Origin of the sequence: Rhodococcus sp. NPDC059969 (genome assembly GCF_042738325.1) — a bacterium.
In the GTDB taxonomy this organism is placed as follows: Bacteria; Actinomycetota; Actinomycetes; order Mycobacteriales; family Mycobacteriaceae; genus Rhodococcus_F.
On sequence record NZ_JBHWUF010000015.1, the window covers coordinates 28,209 to 48,262 of the forward strand.

Annotated in this window: 18 protein-coding genes and 1 tRNA gene; 12 read left to right on the top strand and 7 right to left on the bottom strand. The window is 62.4% G+C overall.

Going from position 1 to position 20,054, the window contains the following annotated elements:
* Positions 1 to 204: 204 nt before the first annotated feature.
* Together ACFWAD_RS27800 and ACFWAD_RS27805 are read left to right on the top strand one after the other, a co-directional pair.
* Positions 205 to 1,380, top strand: a complete 1,176-nt coding sequence (locus tag ACFWAD_RS27800) for an exonuclease SbcCD subunit D (RefSeq protein WP_378549691.1) — start codon at positions 205 to 207, stop codon at positions 1,378 to 1,380.
* On the top strand, positions 1,377 to 4,355 hold the full coding sequence (locus tag ACFWAD_RS27805; RefSeq protein ID WP_378549694.1) for an AAA family ATPase: 2,979 nt from the start codon (positions 1,377 to 1,379) through the stop codon (positions 4,353 to 4,355). Before ACFWAD_RS27800 ends, ACFWAD_RS27805 begins: the two co-directional genes overlap by 4 nt.
* Here ACFWAD_RS27805 and ACFWAD_RS27810 read toward each other — a convergent pair whose 3' ends face one another.
* A complete protein-coding gene (locus ACFWAD_RS27810) occupies positions 4,356 to 5,549 on the bottom strand; it encodes an AI-2E family transporter (protein WP_378539541.1) in 1,194 nt (397 codons plus the stop codon).
* Between the two features lie 152 nt (positions 5,550 to 5,701).
* Between ACFWAD_RS27810 and ACFWAD_RS27815 the strand changes: the two genes are divergently transcribed.
* The gene (locus ACFWAD_RS27815; RefSeq protein ID WP_378539542.1) at positions 5,702 to 6,106 is read left to right on the top strand and encodes a hypothetical protein; all 405 of its coding nucleotides are present in this window, start codon (positions 5,702 to 5,704) and stop codon (positions 6,104 to 6,106) included.
* Positions 6,107 to 6,112: 6 nt separating this feature from the next.
* On the opposite strand, the gene ACFWAD_RS27820 is transcribed toward ACFWAD_RS27815, so the two are convergent.
* The 3 genes from ACFWAD_RS27820 to ACFWAD_RS27830 all read right to left on the bottom strand — a co-directional run bounded on the left by ACFWAD_RS27820 (position 6,113) and on the right by ACFWAD_RS27830 (position 10,297).
* Positions 6,113 to 6,322 (bottom strand): YbdD/YjiX family protein, encoded by a 210-nt coding sequence (locus ACFWAD_RS27820; protein WP_378549697.1) that lies wholly within the window; start codon positions 6,320 to 6,322, stop codon positions 6,113 to 6,115.
* Between the two features lie 2 nt (positions 6,323 to 6,324).
* Positions 6,325 to 8,607: a carbon starvation CstA family protein gene (locus ACFWAD_RS27825; protein ID WP_007726338.1), complete on the bottom strand. Its 2,283-nt coding sequence runs from the start codon at positions 8,605 to 8,607 to the stop codon at positions 6,325 to 6,327.
* Between the two features lie 112 nt (positions 8,608 to 8,719).
* Complete coding sequence (locus tag ACFWAD_RS27830) at positions 8,720 to 10,297, bottom strand: FMN-binding glutamate synthase family protein (protein ID WP_378549833.1); 1,578 nt, start codon at positions 10,295 to 10,297, stop codon at positions 8,720 to 8,722.
* Between the two features lie 89 nt (positions 10,298 to 10,386).
* Here ACFWAD_RS27830 and ACFWAD_RS27835 point away from each other — a divergent pair, with 89 nt between their 5' ends.
* Both ACFWAD_RS27835 and ychF read left to right on the top strand, forming a co-directional pair.
* On the top strand, positions 10,387 to 10,908 hold the full coding sequence (locus ACFWAD_RS27835) for a CD225/dispanin family protein (RefSeq protein ID WP_378549700.1): 522 nt from the start codon (positions 10,387 to 10,389) through the stop codon (positions 10,906 to 10,908).
* Positions 10,909 to 10,978: 70 nt separating this feature from the next.
* Complete coding sequence (ychF, locus tag ACFWAD_RS27840) at positions 10,979 to 12,058, top strand: redox-regulated ATPase YchF (protein ID WP_378549703.1); 1,080 nt, start codon at positions 10,979 to 10,981, stop codon at positions 12,056 to 12,058.
* Positions 12,059 to 12,141: 83 nt separating this feature from the next.
* On the opposite strand, the gene ACFWAD_RS27845 is transcribed toward ychF, so the two are convergent.
* Positions 12,142 to 13,113 carry a pseudouridine synthase gene (locus ACFWAD_RS27845; RefSeq protein WP_378549706.1) on the bottom strand — a complete coding sequence of 324 codons (972 nt, stop codon included), beginning with the start codon at positions 13,111 to 13,113 and terminating at the stop codon, positions 12,142 to 12,144.
* A gap of 187 nt (positions 13,114 to 13,300) precedes the next feature.
* Here ACFWAD_RS27845 and ACFWAD_RS27850 point away from each other — a divergent pair.
* A tRNA-His gene (locus tag ACFWAD_RS27850) sits at positions 13,301 to 13,376 on the top strand.
* Positions 13,377 to 13,672: 296 nt separating this feature from the next.
* Here ACFWAD_RS27850 and ACFWAD_RS27855 read toward each other — a convergent pair.
* Together ACFWAD_RS27855 and ACFWAD_RS27860 are read right to left on the bottom strand one after the other, a co-directional pair.
* Positions 13,673 to 14,770, bottom strand: coding sequence for a glycerophosphodiester phosphodiesterase family protein (locus ACFWAD_RS27855; protein WP_378549708.1), 1,098 nt, complete (start codon positions 14,768 to 14,770; stop codon positions 13,673 to 13,675).
* A gap of 62 nt (positions 14,771 to 14,832) precedes the next feature.
* Positions 14,833 to 15,675, bottom strand: coding sequence for a PE-PPE domain-containing protein (locus ACFWAD_RS27860; protein ID WP_378549711.1), 843 nt, complete (start codon positions 15,673 to 15,675; stop codon positions 14,833 to 14,835).
* Between the two features lie 107 nt (positions 15,676 to 15,782).
* Between ACFWAD_RS27860 and ACFWAD_RS27865 the strand changes: the two genes are divergently transcribed.
* The 6 genes from ACFWAD_RS27865 to ACFWAD_RS27890 all read left to right on the top strand — a co-directional run bounded on the left by ACFWAD_RS27865 (position 15,783) and on the right by ACFWAD_RS27890 (position 20,052).
* A complete protein-coding gene (locus tag ACFWAD_RS27865; RefSeq protein WP_378549714.1) occupies positions 15,783 to 16,748 on the top strand; it encodes an L-lactate dehydrogenase in 966 nt (321 codons plus the stop codon).
* Positions 16,749 to 16,788: 40 nt separating this feature from the next.
* Complete coding sequence (locus tag ACFWAD_RS27870) at positions 16,789 to 17,175, top strand: phage holin family protein (RefSeq protein ID WP_003945275.1); 387 nt, start codon at positions 16,789 to 16,791, stop codon at positions 17,173 to 17,175.
* A complete protein-coding gene (locus ACFWAD_RS27875) occupies positions 17,172 to 17,537 on the top strand; it encodes a VOC family protein (RefSeq protein WP_378549717.1) in 366 nt (121 codons plus the stop codon). The genes ACFWAD_RS27870 and ACFWAD_RS27875 overlap by 4 nt, the downstream gene beginning before the upstream one ends.
* Positions 17,538 to 17,612: 75 nt before the next feature.
* Positions 17,613 to 18,107 carry an SRPBCC family protein gene (locus tag ACFWAD_RS27880; protein WP_378549720.1) on the top strand — a complete coding sequence of 165 codons (495 nt, stop codon included), beginning with the start codon at positions 17,613 to 17,615 and terminating at the stop codon, positions 18,105 to 18,107.
* A 32-nt stretch (positions 18,108 to 18,139) separates the two neighbouring features.
* A complete protein-coding gene (locus ACFWAD_RS27885; protein WP_378549723.1) occupies positions 18,140 to 19,468 on the top strand; it encodes a WS/DGAT domain-containing protein in 1,329 nt (442 codons plus the stop codon).
* A 20-nt stretch (positions 19,469 to 19,488) separates the two neighbouring features.
* Positions 19,489 to 20,052: a mismatch-specific DNA-glycosylase gene (locus ACFWAD_RS27890; protein WP_378549726.1), complete on the top strand. Its 564-nt coding sequence runs from the start codon at positions 19,489 to 19,491 to the stop codon at positions 20,050 to 20,052.
* The last annotated feature ends 2 nt before the right edge of the window (positions 20,053 to 20,054 follow it).

Genomic DNA, 20,054 nt, shown 5'->3' on the forward strand with positions numbered 1-20,054 from the left:
CGGTTCTTGCGTTGTCGGCCGTGTTTGTGCGGGTCGTGGCTGGCGCATTTATCGACGCGATGGCGCGATGGTTTCGGGTTCTTCGTCAAACGAACCGGACGGATTGTGTGCAGGGTCACCGGACGCTCGTGGGTTGGGGCACACCGTCGAAGCCGTCAGCGTGGGAGATCGGTGGTGTCGGTGGGCTGCTCTACCGTCGGATTCATGAAGATTCTGCACACCTCCGATTGGCACATAGGTCGCACCTTTCACGGCGTCGATCTGTTGGCCGATCAGGCGAGTGTGCTCGGTTCCATCGCAGATTCCGTTCATGAACACGGCGTCGACATCGTGGTCGTGCCGGGGGACATCTACGACCGTTCGATTCCCAGTTCCGATGCGGTCACCGTGTGCAATCGAGGCTTCGAGACAATCCGGGCGGCCGGGGCGGTGATCGTCGCGACGTCCGGTAACCACGATTCCGCGGTGCGGCTCGGGGCCGGGGCATCCTTTGCCGCTGCCGGCGGATTGCACTTGATCACCCGCGTCGGCCAGATCGGTACTCCGGTGATGCTGAGTGATCAGTTCGGGCCTGTCGCGTTTTACGGGATTCCGTATCTCGAGCCGGAGATCACACGCGTCGAGTTGGACGTGCCCCGGGCTCGTACTCATTCCGACATCCTCGGAGCGGCCATGTCGCGTGTTCGGCGAGATCTCGCCGAACGAACGGCGGTCGACCCGTCCACTCGATCGGTATTGCTCGCGCATGCCTTTGTCGTGGGCGGTGAGGCCTCGGAATCGGAACGCTCCATTTCGGTCGGCGGAGTCGAGACCGTCGCAGTGGGCGAGTTCGACGGCGTCGACTACGTCGCCCTCGGACACCTGCATTCTCCGCAGATGCTCTCGGAGAGTGTTCGATACTCGGGTTCACCGTTGCCGTATTCGTTCGGTGAACGCAGCCACCGCAAGGCTGCGCTCCTGATCGAGCTCGACGCAACCGGTCTGTCATCGGTGCAGCGCCTCGATCTACCGGTGATTCGGGGTCTGAGCCAGGTGGCTGGAACGCTCGAGGAACTTCTCACCGAGTCGAGGTATGCCGATTCCGAGCAGTGCTATGTCTCCGCATTGCTTACCGACCCGGTCCGTCCCGTCGATGCCATGAGGCAGCTCCAGGCCCGTTTTCCCTTTGCCGTTCATCTCGAATGGCAAAGGCCGGAAGGACAATCGGATCTCAAGTACCGCGATGCGGTACGGGGTCGAACCGACATGGAGATCGCCCGCGGTTTTGTCTCGGCAGTGCGTAGTGACCCGTCCGAGCGCGAGGTCACGTTGATGGCCGAAGCGCTCAGCGCTGCCGCGCGCGCCGAGGAGTCCACGGTCGAACTGGGTGAAACCGCGTGAGACTGCACAAACTCGAAGTCAGCTCTTTCGGGCCATTTGCCGACACGGTCGAGGTCGACTTCGACCGTTTGGGTGCAGACGGGCTGTTCCTCCTTCACGGCGACACCGGGGCAGGCAAGACCACGATCCTCGACGCGGTTGCGTTTGCGCTGTACGGGCGAGTGCCGGGTGCGCGCAACGAGGGCAAGCGATTGCTGTCCGATCACGCGCCCGCCGGCTCGGTGCCGCGCGTGGAACTGGAGGCGACCATCAGTGGTCGCAGAATCAAACTTGTTCGCAGTCCTGAGTATTCGCGTCCGAAGAAGCGCGGGACCGGTTCGATCACCGAGAATGCCAAGGCCACACTGACGTGGTTGGACGGCCACGGCGAAAACCTCTCGCGCATCCCTGACATCGGTGACGAGATCAATCGCCTCATGGGCATGAGCGCTGATCAGTTCTTCCAGGTGGTGCTCTTGCCGCAGGGTGAGTTCGCCAAATTTCTACGTGCCGAAAGCGACGAGCGAGGCAAACTGCTCGAGCGGCTGTTCGACACCAAACGTTTTGTCTCCGTCGAGGCATGGTTCGACGCCAAGCGAAAGGCAAGTGCCACCGCACTCGCGGCCAGGGAGCAGTCCGTGCGACTGCTGCTCGCGAAGGTCGAGACTGCCGCTGGGCTGGAGGTAGGCGCCGAGGCACACCCACTGGAATGGTCGCGCAAACTCCTCGCCGAGGCTCAGGACACCCGCGACGCAAGTCTCTCCGAGATGGTGACTGCCAAAGATGCAGCAGCTGAGGCTAATCGGATTTTCTCAGCGGCGCAGCGGACCGCCGACCTGGTCGCTCGCCGCAATCGTGCAACCGGTGAACTCGCGGCATTCAACACCGGCGCCGCGCACCGATCTGCGATCGCCGCCGAACTCGAGACTGCCAAGCGCGCACTGCCGGTGGCGACCATCGCCGGCGACGTAGAAGCTGCCCGCGTGGCTCTTGCCGCATCGCTCGATTCGATGAACACCGCGATGTCGACCTACACCGCACTCGACGGGCCGGACATTTTCGAGCCGGAAGTGTGGCCGCCCACCGGCGATGAGCGCCAACGCGTCGTAGCTCGAATCCGGACGTGGCGTGACGAGATCGTTCGGCTGGACGCGCTGGCGGAGGACGCTCGCAGTGCCGATGCGACAGAAGCCGAGATCGAAAAACTCGGAGTTCGGCGAAACTCCCTGTCCGAGCGCCTCGATGCCATTGTGCGTGAACGGACTCAACTGCCAGAGCTGGTGCGCGCGGCCGGCCAACGACTGGACGAAGCGCAACGCGCGCATGCCACCCTTCCCGGCCTCGAAGCTGCACTTGCGAAGGCCTCGGATGCTGCGACAGCGGCCCATGAAATCGTTTCTCTGCGTGCGCAAGCCGCGAAGATTCTTGTGCAGGTGTTGGATGCACGTGACGCGCACCAGGGTGCTCGTGGGCGCTGGCTCGATCTTGTGCAGAAGCGTATCGAGGGCATGGCAGCGGAGTTGGCGAGTTCTCTCGCACCCGGTGATGCATGCCAGGTGTGTGGTTCGCGTGAACACCCTGCGTTGGCGCAGTCGGATGTCGTCACGGTCACCGAGCCCGATCTCGAGGCCGCGTCGGCAGCCGAGCGCGCAGCCGAGAAAGCTCTGAGCAAAATCGTCGACCGTCAGGGAACCGTCGAGCGTGACATCGATCGGGTGATTGCGCGCGGCGGCGACGGTGATGTCGAAGAACTCGACAGGCTTCGCGCTGCGGCGCAGAACTCCGTCGACGAGGCAACGCGGGCTTCCGGGCAGGTAGAAGCGCTGGCCGAAAAGCTCGCGCAACTCAACGAGCGTGACGGCGAGCTGCAACAGGAATCCGCTTCTCTGACGGCCGAATTGGCGGCACTGACCGAGCGCATCTCGGCTCTGTCGGCCACGGTCACGCAGATTCGGGCGGCGATCGTTGCTGCGGTGGGAGACGATTCGTCCATCGCGGCTCGGCGCTCGCGGTTCGAAGGGCTGGCGTCCGCTGCCACGTCTGCGTCCGAAGCGCGGGATCATGCCGTCCGTGCGCAGGTGCGATCGGCAGAATTGTCGACCAAGCTGGCCGATGCGGCGGCCACTGCCGGATTCGATTCGGTCGACGCTGCCATCGAGGGCGTCCGCTCGCCTGCCAGAATCGCGGCGATCGAAACGGAACTCGCCAAAGCGCGTGACCTCGAGGTGGCCGCTCGGACAGTCCTCGACGATCCTGACGTCGTCGCGGTAGGCGCGGTCGAGACCGTCGACGTGGACGGTCCTCGTGAGCGCGCTCTTCAGTGCGCAGAAGTAGTGAACTTGGCTGTTGCGGCCGCATCCCTGGCAGAGAACCGTGTGTCGGATCTCGAACGGTTCAGTGGACAACTCGAGAAGGCATACGAAGCGGTTGCGCCCGAGCGGGAACTGCACGACGAACTCGCTGCCCTCGCCGACGTGATCGCCGGCAAAGGCCAGAACAGTCGCAAGATGTCGCTGCGCGCCTACGTACTTGCCTCGCGGCTGGAAGAGATTGCCGTGTCGGCATCGGTTCGGCTGCAGCGGATGTCCGGGGGACGATACGAATTCGTCCACAGTGACGAGGCCGGAACTCGGGGTCGCCGCGGCGGTCTGGGACTCGACATCCGTGACGACTTCACGGGCGTCGTGCGCTCGGCGAAGACGCTCTCCGGCGGTGAATCGTTCTTGGCATCATTGTCTTTGGCGCTCGGACTCGCCGATGTAGTTGCCGCGGAGTCCGGTGGAATCGTTCTCGACACGATGTTCATCGACGAAGGATTCGGCACTCTCGACGCGGACACCCTGGACTCGGTGATGGCTGTGCTGGACGAGCTCCGTGATGGTGGACGCGTGGTGGGAATCGTCAGTCACGTGGACGAGATGCGGCAGCGAATCCCGAGTCGCCTGCACGTCATTCGGGGACGTGCAGGCTCCTCGGTGAAGGTGATCGCGGGCTGATCAGGCCTTTTCGTTCTCTACCTCTGACTCGGCTTCGTCATCCTGCTCTTCGAGGACGTCCGAGGCGTCGCCGGCAGGCATCGGCTCGTTGTCACTTGCGCGTTCGTCGATCTGCTCGCCGATGTACCGGATGACCACCGCAGCCACGGCGGCGACCGGTACTGCGAGGAAGGCGCCGACGATGCCGTACAGCGAGCTACCGGCAGCCACGGCAAGCAGCACGATGACGGCGTGGAGTTTCATCGACTTGCTCTGCAGCACAGGCTGAAGGACGTTTCCTTCGATCTGCTGAACCGCCAGGATGATGATGAGCACGATGATGGCGGTGGTGAGACCGTTGGCCACCAGGGCAACCAAGACGGCCAGGGCGCCGGCGACAAACGCACCGACGATCGGGATGAAGCCACCGATGAATGTGAGAATTGCCAGCACCGGTGCCAGCGGGACCCCGAGGATCAGCAATCCGGCGCCGATGAAGACCGCGTCGATCAAGCTCACCAGCGCTTGAGTCCTGATGAATCCGCCGAGCGTGTCCCACATGCGAGTGAGGACCTCTTCGAGGTGCCTTCCGGCACGGCCGCCGCCGACAGCGTGCAGCCACGGGATGAACCTCGGTCCGTCCTTGATGAAGAAGAACGCGAGAATCAGGACCAAACCGAGCGTGACCAACAACGAGCTAGCCGTGCTCACACCGCTGAAAACGCCTGAAGCGATAGCAGTTCCACTTTCCTGCACCTTGGTGATGACGGCGTGGACAGCGTTGTCGATCTGGTCGTCCTTGAGATTCAACGGCGGACCCTGGAGCCAGTCCTGAACCTGGTTGATGCCCTCGGTGGTCTTGTTCGCGAGCTCGGGGGCCTGGCTGACCACTGACGGAACGATGCCTGCGATCACTCCGGCCAGGATGCCGATCGAGAGCACCAGGGTGATGCCGGCTGCCGCGGCCGGTGGCATACCGCGCTTGATCATGCCGCGGGTCGGTGGCCACATGACCGTCGCAACAACGATCGCCAGAGCCACCGGCAGGACGATGACCCAGAGCTTTTCGATCAGCCAACCGAAAATCCAGGCACCCAGCGAAATCGACGCCAACACCAACGACCACTTCGCGAGCCACATACCCCCTTGCCCGATGATCTCGCCGCGGTCGCGCTTTCGCACCCCTGCGGACGTCCCCTTGTCTTGCTCGCTCACTGATCGTCCTTTCCGTCGGCGCAGGGATCTCCTCGCCGATGTGAGAATCCGGTGATCTAGCTGAGCTGATCGTAACGACTGCATGCGATAACTCGTGTGTTGCGCTGCAATACTGTGTTTTGAAGCATGCCGACCGGACTAACATTTCCTTCATGAGAATCGCAGCAGCAGTCGGGGCAGCAGCAATCGTCGTTCTCGGGCTCACCGCGTGTAGCACCGAGGATCAGGACAACGCACAGAACAAGATCAGCGAGGCAGTCACGAGCGGGCAACAGGCGCTCGAGACGGCTAAACAGTCAGCCGGCAACGCCATCGATCAGGGCAAGACGGCGCTGTTCGTCGCCACGTTCCGTGGGGCTTACGCACCGTTGGCGGAGAACCGCGACGACGCAGACATCGAGGAGATCTTGACGACCACGTGCACCGAGGTCGCCAACGGCACGGACGAGGCGAAGGTCAAGGCCAAGATCACCGACCTGGCCGAGAACAACGGCAACAAGCCCACCGACGAGCAGGCTGGCCACATTTACGAACTCGCGAAGGCCACCTGCCCCTGACCGGATTCAGCAGCAGCGGGCGCCTGGATTGGCGTCGGCTGCTGCGTGTCGGCGTCGCCAGAACTCTCGTTCGCTGATCACGGGTGAGTCGGTGTGGTGGCGTCGGGTGTGCTCGACGTAGCGCTGATAGTCGAGATCACCCATCACCGAGCGAACCCACCACAGCGTTCCGCGGAACGCTGTGGTGAGTTTTGCCGTCATGGTCGCCGTCGTCATGGTCAGTGCCCACCTCCGTGCGCGGCTCCGGGCGCGCGGACCTTCCCGGCTTTGATCAGCTCGTCCCATTCCTTCTGGATTTCCTTCTCGGCGGGCGTCGGAATGAAGCTGGCGGGACCGAAGATCTTCGACGGTTCTTCCGGGGACTCGGTGGTCGGCAGACCGCCGGCTCGGATTGCCTTGGCGCATACGATGATCCCGGCGATGACGACGACAATCACCAGTGAGGCAAAGATGATCGACAGCGTGCCCTGGATGAAGGTGTTGCGGATGACGGCGTCGATGGCTTCGGGAGTCTTCGCGGAACCGTGCGCCGTCTCGCCGGCAGCCTTCGCATCCTTGAAAACGTTGTGCTGAGCCCAGTATCCGATCGCGGGGTTGTCGGAGAAGATCTTCTGGTACGACGCGGTCATGGTCACGACCAGGTCCCACACCAACGGCACGCCGGGGATCCAGGCCCATTTGAACAGGCCCTTCTTCATGACGATCGTCATGACGACCGTCAGGGCGATCGCGGCGAGTAGTTGGTTCGCGATGCCGAAGAGCGGGAAGAGGGTGTTGATGCCGCCGAGCGGATCGGTAACACCCATGAGCAGGATCGCGCCCCACGCAGCGACCACGATCAGTGAGCACAACCATGCGCCGATGCGCCACGACGGGTCCTTGAACTTCTTTGCCGGACCGCCGAAGTTGCCGAGCGAGTCTGAGAGCATGAACCGAGCGACGCGCGTGCCGGCATCGATCGTGGTGAGGATGAAGAGCGCCTCGAACATGATCGCGAAGTGGTACCAGAACGATTTCAGCGAGTCACCGCCGAACACGTCGCTGAGCACTTCGGACATGCCGAATGCGAGCGTCGGGGCACCGCCGGTTCTCGAGATGATCGATTCTTCGCCGACGGCCTCGGCTGCCTGAGTCAGCACGTCCGGTGTGATGGGTGCGGTGCCGAGGGGCAGGTTGTTGACGTACTCGGCTGCGGTTTCGGGGGTACCGCCGGTCAGCGCCGCGGGAGCGTTGAGTGCGAAGTACAGGTGCTGATCGAGGATGCAGGCGGTGACCAGAGCCATGATCGCAACAAATGATTCGGTCAGCATGCCGCCGTACCCGATCATCTTGGTCTGGCTTTCTTTTTCGAGCAGCTTCGGTGTCGTGCCCGAGGCGATCAGCGCGTGGAATCCCGAGAGAGCGCCACAGGCAATGGTGATGAACAGGAACGGGAACAGTGAACCGGCAAAGGCCGGGCCTTCGCCGTTGGAGGCGAACGGCGTCACTGCCGGCATGTTCAGCGCGGGTCGTGCGACCAGAATTCCGATGGCCAGCAGTGCGATGGTGCCGACCTTCATGAACGTCGACAAATAGTCACGCGGCGCCAGGAGCAGCCACACCGGCAGCACCGAAGCGGCAAATCCGTACGCGATCATCAGCCACGCGATGGTGACCTTGGAGAGCGTGAACCAGTCTGCACCCCAACCGGTATCGGCAACCCAACCACCGGAGACGATGGCCAGCAGGAGGAGGACGACGCCGATCAGGGAGACCTCGGAGACCTTGCCCGGGCGTAGATACCGTAGGTACACGCCCATGAACAGGGCGATGGGGATGGTCATCGCGATCGAGAAGACGCCCCACGGGGACTCGGCGAGCGCATTGACGACGACGAGGCCCAGCACCGCGATAAGGATGATCATGATGACGAACACACCGATCAATGCGGCGACACCGCCGACGAGGCCGAGTTCCTCGCGGGCCATCTGACCGAGGCTGCGCCCGCGTCGCTTGGACGAGATCCACAGGACCATGAAGTCCTGCACCGCCCCGGCGAACACGACGCCGACGATGATCCAGATCGTTCCCGGCAGATATCCCATCTGCGCGGCCAAGACAGGCCCGACCAGTGGACCGGCACCGGCGATTGCCGCGAAGTGGTGACCGAACAGCACCCGACGATCGGTCGGCATGTAGTCGGCGCCGTTCTCCATGATCTCGGCGGGAGTGGCGACGTCGTCGCGGGGTTTGACGATTTTGCGTTCGATCAACCGGGCATAGAAACGGTAGGCAATCAGATAGGTACAGATTGCGGCCAACACGAACCACACGGCACTGATGTGTTCACCGCGGACAATCGCGATCATGTACCAGGCGCCCGCGCCGACCAGTCCGAGAACGAGAAAGACGACGCGCGCAGTCGTGGAAATGGGTGTTTTGTCGATGACACCGACAGGTGGCAGGTCAGGATCGGTTTTCAGGTACTCGACATTTGGTTCCGGCGCAGTCGTCAAGCTCATCGTCGAACTCCGTCCACTAGTGCACGTGTGGCCGCCGTCACAGCGGACCATCTGTCACTGTAGGACCAGAAGGGCGAATCCGCGCGATCTGAGGCGCGGGAGTCGACCGGCGTCAGAATCGGTGAGCGTCGGCGTCGATCCAATCGGTGAGCCAGCTCTGCGGCGGGGACTCGAGCAGTTCTCCCGGCATCAGCCAGTCGAACAGGTCGGCATAGGTTCGGGTGGTGAGACCGTCGACGCGGCGGTTGAGCATTCCCGGTTGCAGTTGGTCGAAGGAATCGATGCCCATCGACGCGATCATCTGTTGAGCGCTGGCGACAGTTGCCTTCTGGAAGCGGTAGACGCGCTCGCTCTTGTCGGGGATGTCGAGTGCGCGGGTGCGTGCCGGATCCTGAGTGGCAACGCCGACCGGGCAGCGGTTGGTGTGGCACATCTGGGCCTGAATGCAGCCCACTGCGAACATCATTGCGCGGGCCGCCATCGTGAAGTCTGCGCCCTGGATGATGCGTTTGACGATGTCGGAACCGCTCGCCACCTTTCCGGAGGCGCCGACTTTCACGAGGGGGCGCAGACCAGTTCCCACCAAGGCGTTGTGCACCAGCATCAGGCCTTCGGTCAACGGCATGCCCATGTGGTCCTCGAACTCCACCGGACCTGCGCCGGTGCCGCCTTCGGAACCGTCGACGATGATGAAGTCGGGCGTGATGCCGCGCTCGATCATCGCTTTGCAGATGCCGAGGAATTCACGACGCGAGCCGACACACAGTTTCATGCCGACCGGCTTGCCTCCCGACAGTTTTCGCAGGGTCGCGATGAAATCGACCAGTTCGACCGGGGTGTTGAACGCGGTGTGCGAGGGTGGTGAGATCACGGTCTGGCCGACGGGTACCCCTCGGGTTTCGGCGATTTCGGGGGAGACCTTGACTCCGGGAAGCACGCCACCCAAGCCGGGTTTGGCACCTTGTGAGAGCTTGACCGAAATTGCTTTCACTTGATCGGAGCCGGCGCGCTCGGCAAAACGGTCAGGATCGAATCGGCCGTCCTCGGTTCGGCATCCGAAGTATCCCGAGGCGATTTCCCAGATCAGATCGCCACCGTGTTTGCGGTGATACGGACTGATCGCGCCCTCTCCGGTGTCGTGGGCGAAGCCGCCTTTCGCGGCGCCGGCATTGAGGGCCTCGATTGCGTTGGCGGACAACGATCCAAAGCTCATCGCGGAGACGTTCAGGAGAGCGATGTCGTACGGCTTCGTGCAATCGCGTCCGCCGAGGCGAACTCGCGGAACCGTGTCGGGGGCGGTCCGTGCTCGAATCGAATGCGTCATGAACTCATAGCCGATCGCATTGACGTCACGCTCGGTTCCGAAGGGCTCTTCCGCCAGTGTCCCCTTGGCGCGCTCGTAAACCAGATCTCGCGTTTCCCGATCGAATGGCATTCCGTCGGTGGACGATTCGACGAAGTATTGTTGGATCTCCGGTCGAATCTTCTCGAGCAGGAATCGCGCGTGCCCGAGGACCGGATAGTTACGGAGGATGCTGTGGGACCTCTGAGTGAGGTCGTAGGTGCCCATGGCCGCCAGCGCGAGAGTGACGACAGCGATCAACCACCATCCGGGCGAGACGAAAATTGCGAGGGCGGCAGAGCCGAGACCCACCATCCATATCAAGAGCACGATCAGCATCCGAGTCACCTCGAGAGCGTAGGCGCTCACTGTGACACGGCAGCGGTAAGTCTCCACTAGGTTCTGCGTTAGAGAACCGAATCCGACACTTTGGGGGAATGATGACCGAACCGCAATATCCGACCGACCCGCAGGATCCGAAGGAGCAGCAATATCCGTCGGGCCAGCAGTATTCAGCCGGGCAGCAATATTCAGCAGGCCAGGAGTATTCAGCAGGCCAGGAGTATCCGTCGGGCCAGCAGTACCCGACTGACCCGCAGTATTCAGCCGGACAGCAGTACCCGGCCGGTCAGCAGTACAGCGCGGCCCAGCAGTACAGCGCTGCTCCCACGTATGCGGCGCCGCAGTACGGTCCGCCGAAGTCCAATGCCGGGTGGGCCGTCGCGTCGATTCTTTTCTTCTGGCCTATCGCGTTCGCCGCGTTCAACCACCTGCACGACATCTACCCGAAGTGGGCGATGGGCGATCACCAGGGCGCGCAGTACGCATCCGAGCGTGTGAAGAAGCTCGGGCAGATCTCGCTCCTGATAGCCGTCATCTGCTGGGTGCTGTTCATCGCGTTCTACGTGATCTTCCTGGTTGCGATCGTGTCGTCCGTGGACTCGTATACCTACAACTGATCACCTGCGGCGACGTGACGGTGGGGCGAGTACCCGTCGCGTCGCCGCGAGGCCGTAGAATCCACAGACCGTGAGCCTTACCCTCGGAATCGTCGGACTGCCCAACGTCGGCAAGTCCACCCTTTTCAATGCACTGACCAACAACGACGTGTTGGCAGCGAACTACCCGTTCGCGACCATCGAACCCAACGTCGGCCTGGTCGAGCTGCCCGATCCGCGGCTGCAGAAGCTCGCCGAGATCTTCGGCTCCGAGCGCATCCTTCCCGCGACCGTGTCGTTCGTCGACATTGCGGGAATCGTCAAGGGTGCATCCGAGGGCGCAGGCCTGGGTAACAAGTTCCTGGCCAACATCCGTGAAGCTGATGCCATCTGCCAGGTAGTGCGCGTCTTCGCCGACGACGACGTCATCCACGTCGACGGCAAGGTCGACCCGGCCTCGGACATCGAGGTCATCGAGACCGAGCTCGTGATCGCGGACATGCAGACTCTCGAGAAGGCTCTCCCGCGTCTGGACAAGGAAGCTCGCAAGAACAAGGAGCTCAAGCCGGCGCACGACGAGGCACTCAAGGCTCAGGCATTCCTCAACGAGGGCACGACGCTCTTCAGCGTCAAGGACAAGCTCGACTTCTCGTTGCTGCGTGAGCTGAGCCTGCTCACTACCAAGCCCTTCCTCTACGTCTTCAACGCCGACGAGTCGGTGCTCACCGACGAGGCGAAGGTCGCCGAACTGCTCGCTTCCGTCGCGCCGGCCGATGCCGTGTTCCTCGATGCGAAGGTCGAGCAGGAACTCCTCGAACTGGACGAGGAAGACCGCCAGGAAATGCTCGACTCCATTGGTCAGACCGAGCCCGGCCTGCACGCGCTTGCACGCACCGGTTTCCACACTCTCGGGCTGCAGACCTACCTGACGGCTGGTCCGAAGGAAGCTCGCGCCTGGACGATCCACAAGGGTGACACCGCGCCCCAGGCTGCCGGCGTCATTCACACTGACTTCGAGCGTGGCTTCATCAAGGCTGAAATCGTGTCCTTCGACGATCTCGTCGAGGCGGGTTCCATGGCCGCGGCCAAGGCTGCCGGCAAGGTCCGCATGGAGGGCAAGGAATACGTCATGGCCGACGGCGATGTGGTGGAGTTCCGCTTCAACGTCTAATCCGCCGTACAGCCGCAGGGCGATTGTGCAGCCGCAGCGATAACTATCCTCGCGGCTGCATAATCGCCCTGCGGCTTCTGGTCCTACCCCACTGGCATCTCGCTGAGCGTCCGACGAGTGACAAACCGCCACGCTCTCCCCGACAACGGATCGGTGAATTCGAGTTCCCTCGCGAGCAATTGGAGTGGGAGGGAATGATCGTCCGGCGCGTCGGGCAGCAGGTCGGGGTATCGCCGGTCGCCCAGGATCCCGGCGCCGAGAGCCGCCAAATGCACCCGCAACTGGTGCATCCGTCCGGAGCGCGGACGCAGAACCGTGTGCAGCACAGAACGTCCAGACGCGCTCACGCCCGTCCCTCGCGCCTCGATCATGGTCTCGGAGTTAGGTTCACGGCTGTCGTCGACGAGGACCCGCAACTCGCCGCGTCGAGCTTCGATGTGGTTGCGGTAGACGAGGGGACCGTCGGATTCGGCGAACCCCGATGCATCCTGGCCCCACTGGGGCGGTCGCGCCGACTCCGCCTCGTAGACCTTCGTGACCTGACGCTTCTCGAACAATGACTGGTACGCGCCGCGCGTCGCGGGGCGAGCCGAGAACATCACCACGCCCGCGGTGCCGCGGTCGAGCCGATGGATCGGGGTCAGATCGGGGTTGTCGAGGCGGACCCGCAGGCGGACGAGCGCCGACTCGCGCAGGTAGCGCCCGCTGGGGGTGGTCGGGAGAAAATGTGGTTTGTCGATGACGACGAGGTCGTCGTCGGTGTGCAGGATTTCCTCGTGGAACGGCACCGGGTCCTCTGCCGGCAACTCTCGGTAGTACCAGACGAACCGGTGCGCGCTGAGTTCTGTGCTCCGGCGAATCGAGGTGCCGTCGATTCCCACGAACTCGCCGTCGTCGAACCGCCGATACAGGTTTTCGGCGTCCAGATGGTCGAACTTGGCCACGACGTACTCCGCGATTGTCGCCCACGGCCCGGACAGGGGGATGCGTAGCCGCGTCGGGCCAACCCCGTTCTTGACGGGCAGCGGTGCGGACATGGACACACAGGTAATCATCCCATCGACTGCTGGTCAGCGGTGATTCGGCGTGGCCTCTACGGAGACGTCCCCGCGGGGACGCGGAACCGAACTCGCAGCGGTGGTCGGTGTAGATCGTCTACTCGAAAATCAGTAGCGCGGACGAGATGCGGGCCCGTATGGTTCGGCAGAGAAAGATCGCAGTCGAAAAGCACTGCGGGCCATACCTTCTGTAGCTCAATTGGTGAGAGCACCCGACTGTGACTCGGGCGACGGCGGATCGTAACCGCCCAGAGGGACCAGCTCAGATACGGTTGAGTTCGGGCCTCTAGGCGCAGAGGCCGGCGGCCCTTTGCCTGCACAGTTGTCGAACGAGCCTGAGCCGGTATTCCCTGAATCGCCGGACAGCATTCCAGTCGCCGGCCATTTCCGCGTCGGCAAGTAGGTATTCGCAGTTGTCCAACTGATCCTTCAAAGACATCATCAGAATTCACCTCCGATCACCCGAGCAAGTACCTGTCCAGGATGCGGCCGACGGGACCCCGGGGACATCGGCCGTAGTACCTGTTCAGGTACCTGCTTCGGTGCGCGGTGGAGGCTACTTCTTGACCGCAGGTGCAGGTAGTGGCATGCCTCGCTCGGCCAGAACGGCTCGGAGACGATCGGGGTAGTCGGTGATGATCCCGTCGACACCGAGGTCGATCAGGGCGTGCATGGTGGCGGGATCATCGACGGTCCACGGGATGACCTTCATGCCACGCGCATGTGCGCTCGCGATCATGTCGGCTGTCGGATAGAGGGTGAAACCGGGATCCCCGACCTTTCCACCCTGCGGAGTTCCTTGGACGGGGGAGTAGGCGGAGGCACCAAAGGTTGCTACCGCCGCGATGCCGTCGCCACCGAAATCATCGATGTCCAGACCGCCGAGCCACGGTGACGCTCCGTCCTTGCCTACCTGGAGAAAGTCGCCGTTAGTGAGCGCAACGACGGGGACACTCGGCGCGAGTTGACGGGTGAGCATGAGCGAGCCCCAGTCGAAGCTCTGAATGGTGACGCTGTCCAACAATCCGGCTGCCCGGATCGTATCGAGAACAACAGAGACGAACTGCTCACGCGGGGCGGTCTCGTGAGGCGCTCCCGCTTCCACCTTGGTCTCGATGTTGAGCTTGATTCCGGGTGCGTTGTACGACTTCACCAGGGCAAGCACTTCTTCGAGCGTCTGCATTTTCGCTCCCGGAACATTCTGCTGCTCAGGGTATCCGGCAAGGGGGAGAGTGCCGCAGTCCATGGTCTTGATCTGCTGCAGGCTCAGCGTGTTGACGAATTTGCCGACGTACGGGAACTCCGGGTCGCCGGTAGTGGCCGGCTCGGTGTCGAGGCATTTCTTGTTCGAGATCTTCCGATCGTGTGTGACGACAGCGATCCCGTCCTCGGTGATCTGGGTATCGAGTTCCAGTGTGCTGACGCCCATTTCGAGGGCATTGGCGAACGCAGCCAGGCTGCTCTCGGTGTACAGGCCGAGTCCGCCGCGGTGGGCTTGGACGTCGAACGTCGAAACCGGCTGGGGCGCTGAACTACCGATCGAACCGGACCAGTCGAGACTGCCGGTTGGCGATGCCGAGGCCGGGGTCGCCAGGGCGGTGAGGGGGAGTGCGACGGTCACGGCGGCGCACGACAATATTCTGCTCAGTTGCATGAAAGGAACGTAGAGGCGTCGAATGGCTCGCCGGGGTTCGTTAGGTAAACTAACGGTAAAGGTCAGGCCGCGTGAATGCGCTGCTCGACGCCGCTCGCTTGGTCCTTCATCCACGACGCCAGAAGCTCGCACCCGGTCAGTCCACTACCGTCGAGAGGTTCGATCGCGTAGCTGATGTGCCTACCGCCGCGAGGGTTCTTCAGCTGAAAGCGGTTCAGGTTCAACTTCGTCGGCAGATAGCCGAGTACTTCGAGGAACGCGGTGCGAATGCGTCGTAGATCGGTACGCCACTGCTTGGGGCTGAAACGAGTCTTCTGCGCGTTCTGGAAGGCGTTGCTACGAAGGAGTTCCCATACCTTGCGTACCCACACCCGCGCCTGCGAGAAGGACATCCAGCGCGTCAAGTCTGCGATGTCGCGAATGTAGCTGTCGTCGCTGGCATTACAGATCATGTCCTGCGGGTGCCCGATCCACTTGACCGGAATCCACGGCTGGATATCGGGTCCGTCGCCGGCAACTCCGTGTCCCTCACAACCTTCGATCATGCCTGCCGGTTGTTGAGGATCGGAGATCAGTCCGACTCCGATGATGTTGGCGCGGTTCAGCGTCGGAAGAGCCGAGCGGATCACGGTGCATCCCTGTGAGTATCCGATCAGCATCACGGGGCCGTCTGTCTGCGCGATTTCGGCGGTGAGGGCTTTCACACCCATCGCGGTGCTGTGCCGAAAGCTCAGGCCGCCGTCGGCGACCGGACCGTACGACGCAGGATAAGCGACCCAGCGAGAATCGAATCGACTGTCGAGTTCGTCGGTGACGGCGCTGAGGAGTCCGAGCACGCGGGCGCTGTCGTCGCCGACGTGGGATTCGCCGGTGCCGCCAACTGCAAGAACGGTTACCTCAGCCATGTCAGCGATCATCCACGTCGATTCTGAGAGGTCTGCATCCAAACGCTGAGAAGATACTGGCAATCCGTTGTGCTGCGAAATCGTTATAGAGCGAGCACCATTTACCCATGACGACGCCGAATCGTTCATCCAGACGAAAAGTGTCCGTGGTCGGTGCGGGAAGCGTCGGCACCGCAATTGCGTATGCGTGCCTGATACGCGGATCGGCCGACGCGCTCGCCCTCTACGACACCAACAGCGCAAAGGTCCGGGCGGAAGTTCTCGATCTCAACCACGGCACCCAGTTCACACCGCCGTGCACTGTCGACGGAGGCGATGACGTCTCGGTCACCGCGGGATCCGACTTGGTCGTCGTCACCGCGGGCGCCAAACAGCATCCCGGTCAGTCGCGGCTCGAACTTGCCGCGGTGAACGTCACGATCGCGCAGACACTGACCGAACAACTGTTGGCGGTGTCGCCGGACGCGGTTCTTCTCTTCGTCACCAACCCGGTCGATGTGGCGACCTACGCAGCGATCCAGGCCGCGGGACCGTCGTACGGCGGCCGAATCTTCGGATCGGGAACGGTGCTGGACACGGCCCGATTGCGATTCCTGATGGCAACCGAACTCGGAGTCGCAGTCGAGAACGTCCACGCCTTCATCGTCGGCGAGCACGGGGACTCCGAGATTCCGCTCTGGTCGAGCGCGACCATCGGTGGAGTGTCGGCAACCTCGTTCGTGGGACCGTCGGGTCGCATACTCGGCCCCGACCTACGGGCGAATGTCGCGAAGTCGGTGGTCGAGAGTGCTTACGAGATCATCGAAGGAAAAGGTGCCACCAACCTCGCCATCGGATTGTCGAGCGCGTTCATCGTGGAAGTCGTGTTGCGGGACGAACAACGGGTGCTGCCGGTATCGACTTTGCAGACCGGCGTCCACGGACTCGAGCACGTGTGTCTGTCGCTGCCCACGATGGTCGGTCGCGAAGGTGCCGGTCGAGTCCTCGAAGTACCGCTTTCAGAAAAGGAGGCTTCGGGGCTCCGATCTTCCGCCCGTACACTGCAAGAGGTGCAGCAATCTCTGGGATTGTGAATATCTGTTGTCCTCGATATCCGACATATAGGATCAACAAATGATCAGCTTCCTGATTCGCGCCGCGATCTTCCTGGGTTCTGCCGCTGTCGGGCTTCTTGTTGCGTCGTTGATTCTTTCGGGCTTCTCGGCGCCTACATCCGGATTCATCGTTGCCGTCGTGATCTTTGCGATTGCGCAGTCGGTCCTGGCACCGTTCATCGCGACGGTGGCAAAGCGACATGCACCGGCATTTCTCGGCGGAATCGGATTGGTGTCGACATTTGTCGCTCTGTTGGTGGCGTCGCTCTTCTCCAATCTGTCGATCTCCGGTGTCTCGACGTGGATTCTGGGAACCGTCGTCGTGTGGCTGGTAACCGCAGTTGCGACGCTGGTTCTTCCGTTGCTGTTCGTGCGTAAGAAGGTTCAGGAGAAGAAGGCACAGTGACGCGCCCGAAAATCGGTATGGACTACACAGTCCTGGACTGCCCGGATCCGGCTGCATTGGCCAACTTCTACGCCCAGGTCCTCGAGTGGAAAAGTGTTCGCGACGAGGATGATTGGCACGTGATCGAAGGACCCGGCGGAGAGCGACTCGCGTTGCAGCTCGCTCCGGATTTCGTTCCGGTGGATTGGCCGACAACCGGCGTCGGGATCCATCTGGATTTGCTCGTGGATTCTCTCGACCCCGCAGAGGCTTGGGTGATTGGCCTTGGTGCGCAGCGGGTGACCGACATTCCGGAGCATCGGACTTTCCGCGTCTACCGCGACCCGGTCGGCCACTATTTCTGCCTGTGCCTGCGGGACTGAGTGTCGACTCGCTCCGATCTCGTCGACCGTGGATAATTCCGAACACTTGTCACGCCCGAGAATTGGAGATCGACGATGGCTTCGCAGAATTCCGACGAATTCCTGGTAGAACGTACGACGATCGTCAAGGCAGAAGCTTCGGTCGTCTTTGCATTGATCAACGATTTCCATCAGTGGACTCAGTGGTCGCCGTGGGAAGGTCTCGACCCGGCGATGCAGCGCACGTACGCGGGTCCTGACGCGGGCGTCGGGGCTTCGTATGCCTGGGCCGGAAACAAGAAGGCGGGCTCCGGTTCGATGGTGATCACCGAATCCGTCCCGAACGAACGCGTAGTTTTGGACCTGGCCTTCCTCAAGCCGTTCAAGGCGCAGAACGTCACCACCTTTCTCATCTCTCCCAATGCCGGCGTCTCTCCGAACGCCGGTGAAGTTCAGGTGACGTGGAAGATGACCGGAAAGAAGAATCTGTTCTTCAAGATCTTCGGTTTCATCTTCAGCATGGACAAGCTCGTCGGTAAGGATTTCGAGAAGGGCCTGTCCCAGCTGAAAGCTGTTGCAGAAAAGAGCTGACAAGCCGGTGGTACCGTCTCTCGGTGTTACGGATGACGCCCACCGACGCCCAAACCTTCTGGATTTCGGAGAAGATCCCCAACGATCAGCTGCTGCTCTACTGCTTCGACGGGCAGAGCCAGTCCATGGACGAGCTACGACGCTCGGTGGTGGAAAGAGCGTCGCTCATCCCGGATCTCAATGTTCGGATACGCGAATCACCGTGGCACCTCGACTATCCGCTCTGGGAGCCGATGCCGGTCGATGCTTCGTTGGTGAGAGTGCGTGAGCTGCCCGAAAACTCGTGGCTCTCGTGCATTCACAGCATCGAGAAGCTACTCGAAAACCACGTCGACCCACGCGAGTCGCCCTGGACGCTGCACCTGTTTCACGGCGTCACCGGGGCGCCGCGTTGTAGCGGCCCGGCGCTGATCGCAGTTCTGCAGGTCGCTCATTCCTTGGCAGACGGCAAACGGGCGTCGGCGATTTCTCGCCAGTTGTTCTCGCCGCAACCGCCCGCAATGCAGAAGACGGACGAGCGACGCAGTGGATCAGCCGAGATTCTGGGCCGCGCCGCCCTGCGCCTGCCGGGTCAACTCGTTTCACTGTTCCGCGACGGCCGAGCGGGGCACAAAGCGCAGTTGCAACTGCAGGCGGATACCGAATCGGGAGTTGTTGCGCCGCAAGCGGCGAGCCGTCCCAAGGTGCGCTCCAACATCCCTCCCGGATCTCACCGACTGGTCCGCATGGTAGTGCGGGACAGTGCAGATTTCCGCGGCAACGGGGTGTCCGTCACAGTCGGAGCGATGACCGCGATCTCGGTGGCGATGGCGAACTTCCTCACCGAACGAGACGGCTCGGTGCCGCCCGAATTGGGAGCTGAGGTGACCATCGCCAAAGCCGGTACACCCACGGCGCGCAACCACTTCCGCAATGCGGGTGTCGGACTGTTCCCAGATGTCGACGACCTCCGTGAGCGAGCCCGACGGATCAAGGAGTCGATGGACGAGCGCCGCGCACGTGCGTCCCATCCATCCAGTGCAGCTTCGGATCTCGCGCTGAACGCAGTTCCCGGACCGCTCGTCCGCTGGGGAGTGCAGCAATACGATTTCACGGCAGTGCCGGACGAGGTCACCGGAAACACCGTCGTGTCGAGTGTCGCGCGCGGTGATGCGGATCTGGTGCTCGGAGGCGGCGTCGTTCGGTTCACAGCGGGCTTCCCGAGTTTGTCGCCGGTCATGTCGTTGACCCACGGCGTACACGGGATCGGGGACACGGTGACGATCAGCATCAGCAGCAGTCCGGCCTCGATTCCCGACATCGATGTGTACGAGCAGATGATGCACGACGCAATCGACGAGGTGCGCGAGGCGCTGTCGTGACGGCCTGATGTACTGGCAGCATGGGATTCACGCGCGCCGAACTGGAATCGTTCCGAGACGCCGAGATCGAGGATCTGATCGGGCCGGATTGTCGGCTGTTGTTCGTCGGTATCAATCCGGGACTGTGGACGGCGGCGACCGGCGCGCATTTCGCCAGGCCGGGCAATCGGTTTTATCCGGCGCTGCTGCGGGCAGGCATCATCGAGCGTGCGATCGATCCTTCCGCGGGTATGTCGGACGCTGATACGCAGCACCTGATCGATCGGGGAGTGGGCATTACCAATTTGGCGGTACGCGCGACGGCCAGAGCCGACGAGTTGACGGCGGAGGAACTTGCTGCCGGGGGACTGCGGGTGCGGGCGGTTGTGCGTGCGACAAAACCGAAAGTGGTTGCCTTTGCCGGAATCACCGCCTATCGAACTGCCTTCGGTGACAAACGAGCCAAGGCGGGGCGGCAGGATCAGGCTTTCGAGGGGGCAGCACTGTGGATTGTGCCCAATCCCAGCGGTCTGAATGCACACGAGACTGTGGAGACCCTGGCCGCCAAATACCGTTCTGCTGCAGCTGAAGCCGGAATTGTCTGACA

What these genes read in the sequence shown, in the direction of transcription:
- ACFWAD_RS27880 (WP_378549720.1), top strand. Translation starts at nt 17,613, where the DNA reads ATGGCTTCGCAGAATTCCGACGAATTCCTGGTAGAACGTACGACGATC.
- ACFWAD_RS27870 (WP_003945275.1), top strand. Translation starts at nt 16,789, where the DNA reads ATGATCAGCTTCCTGATTCGCGCCGCGATCTTCCTGGGTTCTGCCGCT.
- ACFWAD_RS27885 (WP_378549723.1), top strand. Translation starts at nt 18,140, where the DNA reads ATGACGCCCACCGACGCCCAAACCTTCTGGATTTCGGAGAAGATCCCC.
- ACFWAD_RS27865 (WP_378549714.1), top strand. Translation starts at nt 15,783, where the DNA reads ATGACGACGCCGAATCGTTCATCCAGACGAAAAGTGTCCGTGGTCGGT.
- ACFWAD_RS27820 (WP_378549697.1), bottom strand. Translation starts at nt 6,322, where the DNA reads ATGACGACGGCGACCATGACGGCAAAACTCACCACAGCGTTCCGCGGA.
- ACFWAD_RS27825 (WP_007726338.1), bottom strand. Translation starts at nt 8,607, where the DNA reads ATGAGCTTGACGACTGCGCCGGAACCAAATGTCGAGTACCTGAAAACC.
- ACFWAD_RS27860 (WP_378549711.1), bottom strand. Translation starts at nt 15,675, where the DNA reads ATGGCTGAGGTAACCGTTCTTGCAGTTGGCGGCACCGGCGAATCCCAC.
- ACFWAD_RS27890 (WP_378549726.1), top strand. Translation starts at nt 19,489, where the DNA reads ATGGGATTCACGCGCGCCGAACTGGAATCGTTCCGAGACGCCGAGATC.
- ACFWAD_RS27855 (WP_378549708.1), bottom strand. Translation starts at nt 14,770, where the DNA reads ATGCAACTGAGCAGAATATTGTCGTGCGCCGCCGTGACCGTCGCACTC.
- ACFWAD_RS27800 (WP_378549691.1), top strand. Translation starts at nt 205, where the DNA reads ATGAAGATTCTGCACACCTCCGATTGGCACATAGGTCGCACCTTTCAC.
- ACFWAD_RS27835 (WP_378549700.1), top strand. Translation starts at nt 10,387, where the DNA reads ATGATGACCGAACCGCAATATCCGACCGACCCGCAGGATCCGAAGGAG.
- ACFWAD_RS27845 (WP_378549706.1), bottom strand. Translation starts at nt 13,113, where the DNA reads ATGATTACCTGTGTGTCCATGTCCGCACCGCTGCCCGTCAAGAACGGG.
- ACFWAD_RS27815 (WP_378539542.1), top strand. Translation starts at nt 5,702, where the DNA reads ATGAGAATCGCAGCAGCAGTCGGGGCAGCAGCAATCGTCGTTCTCGGG.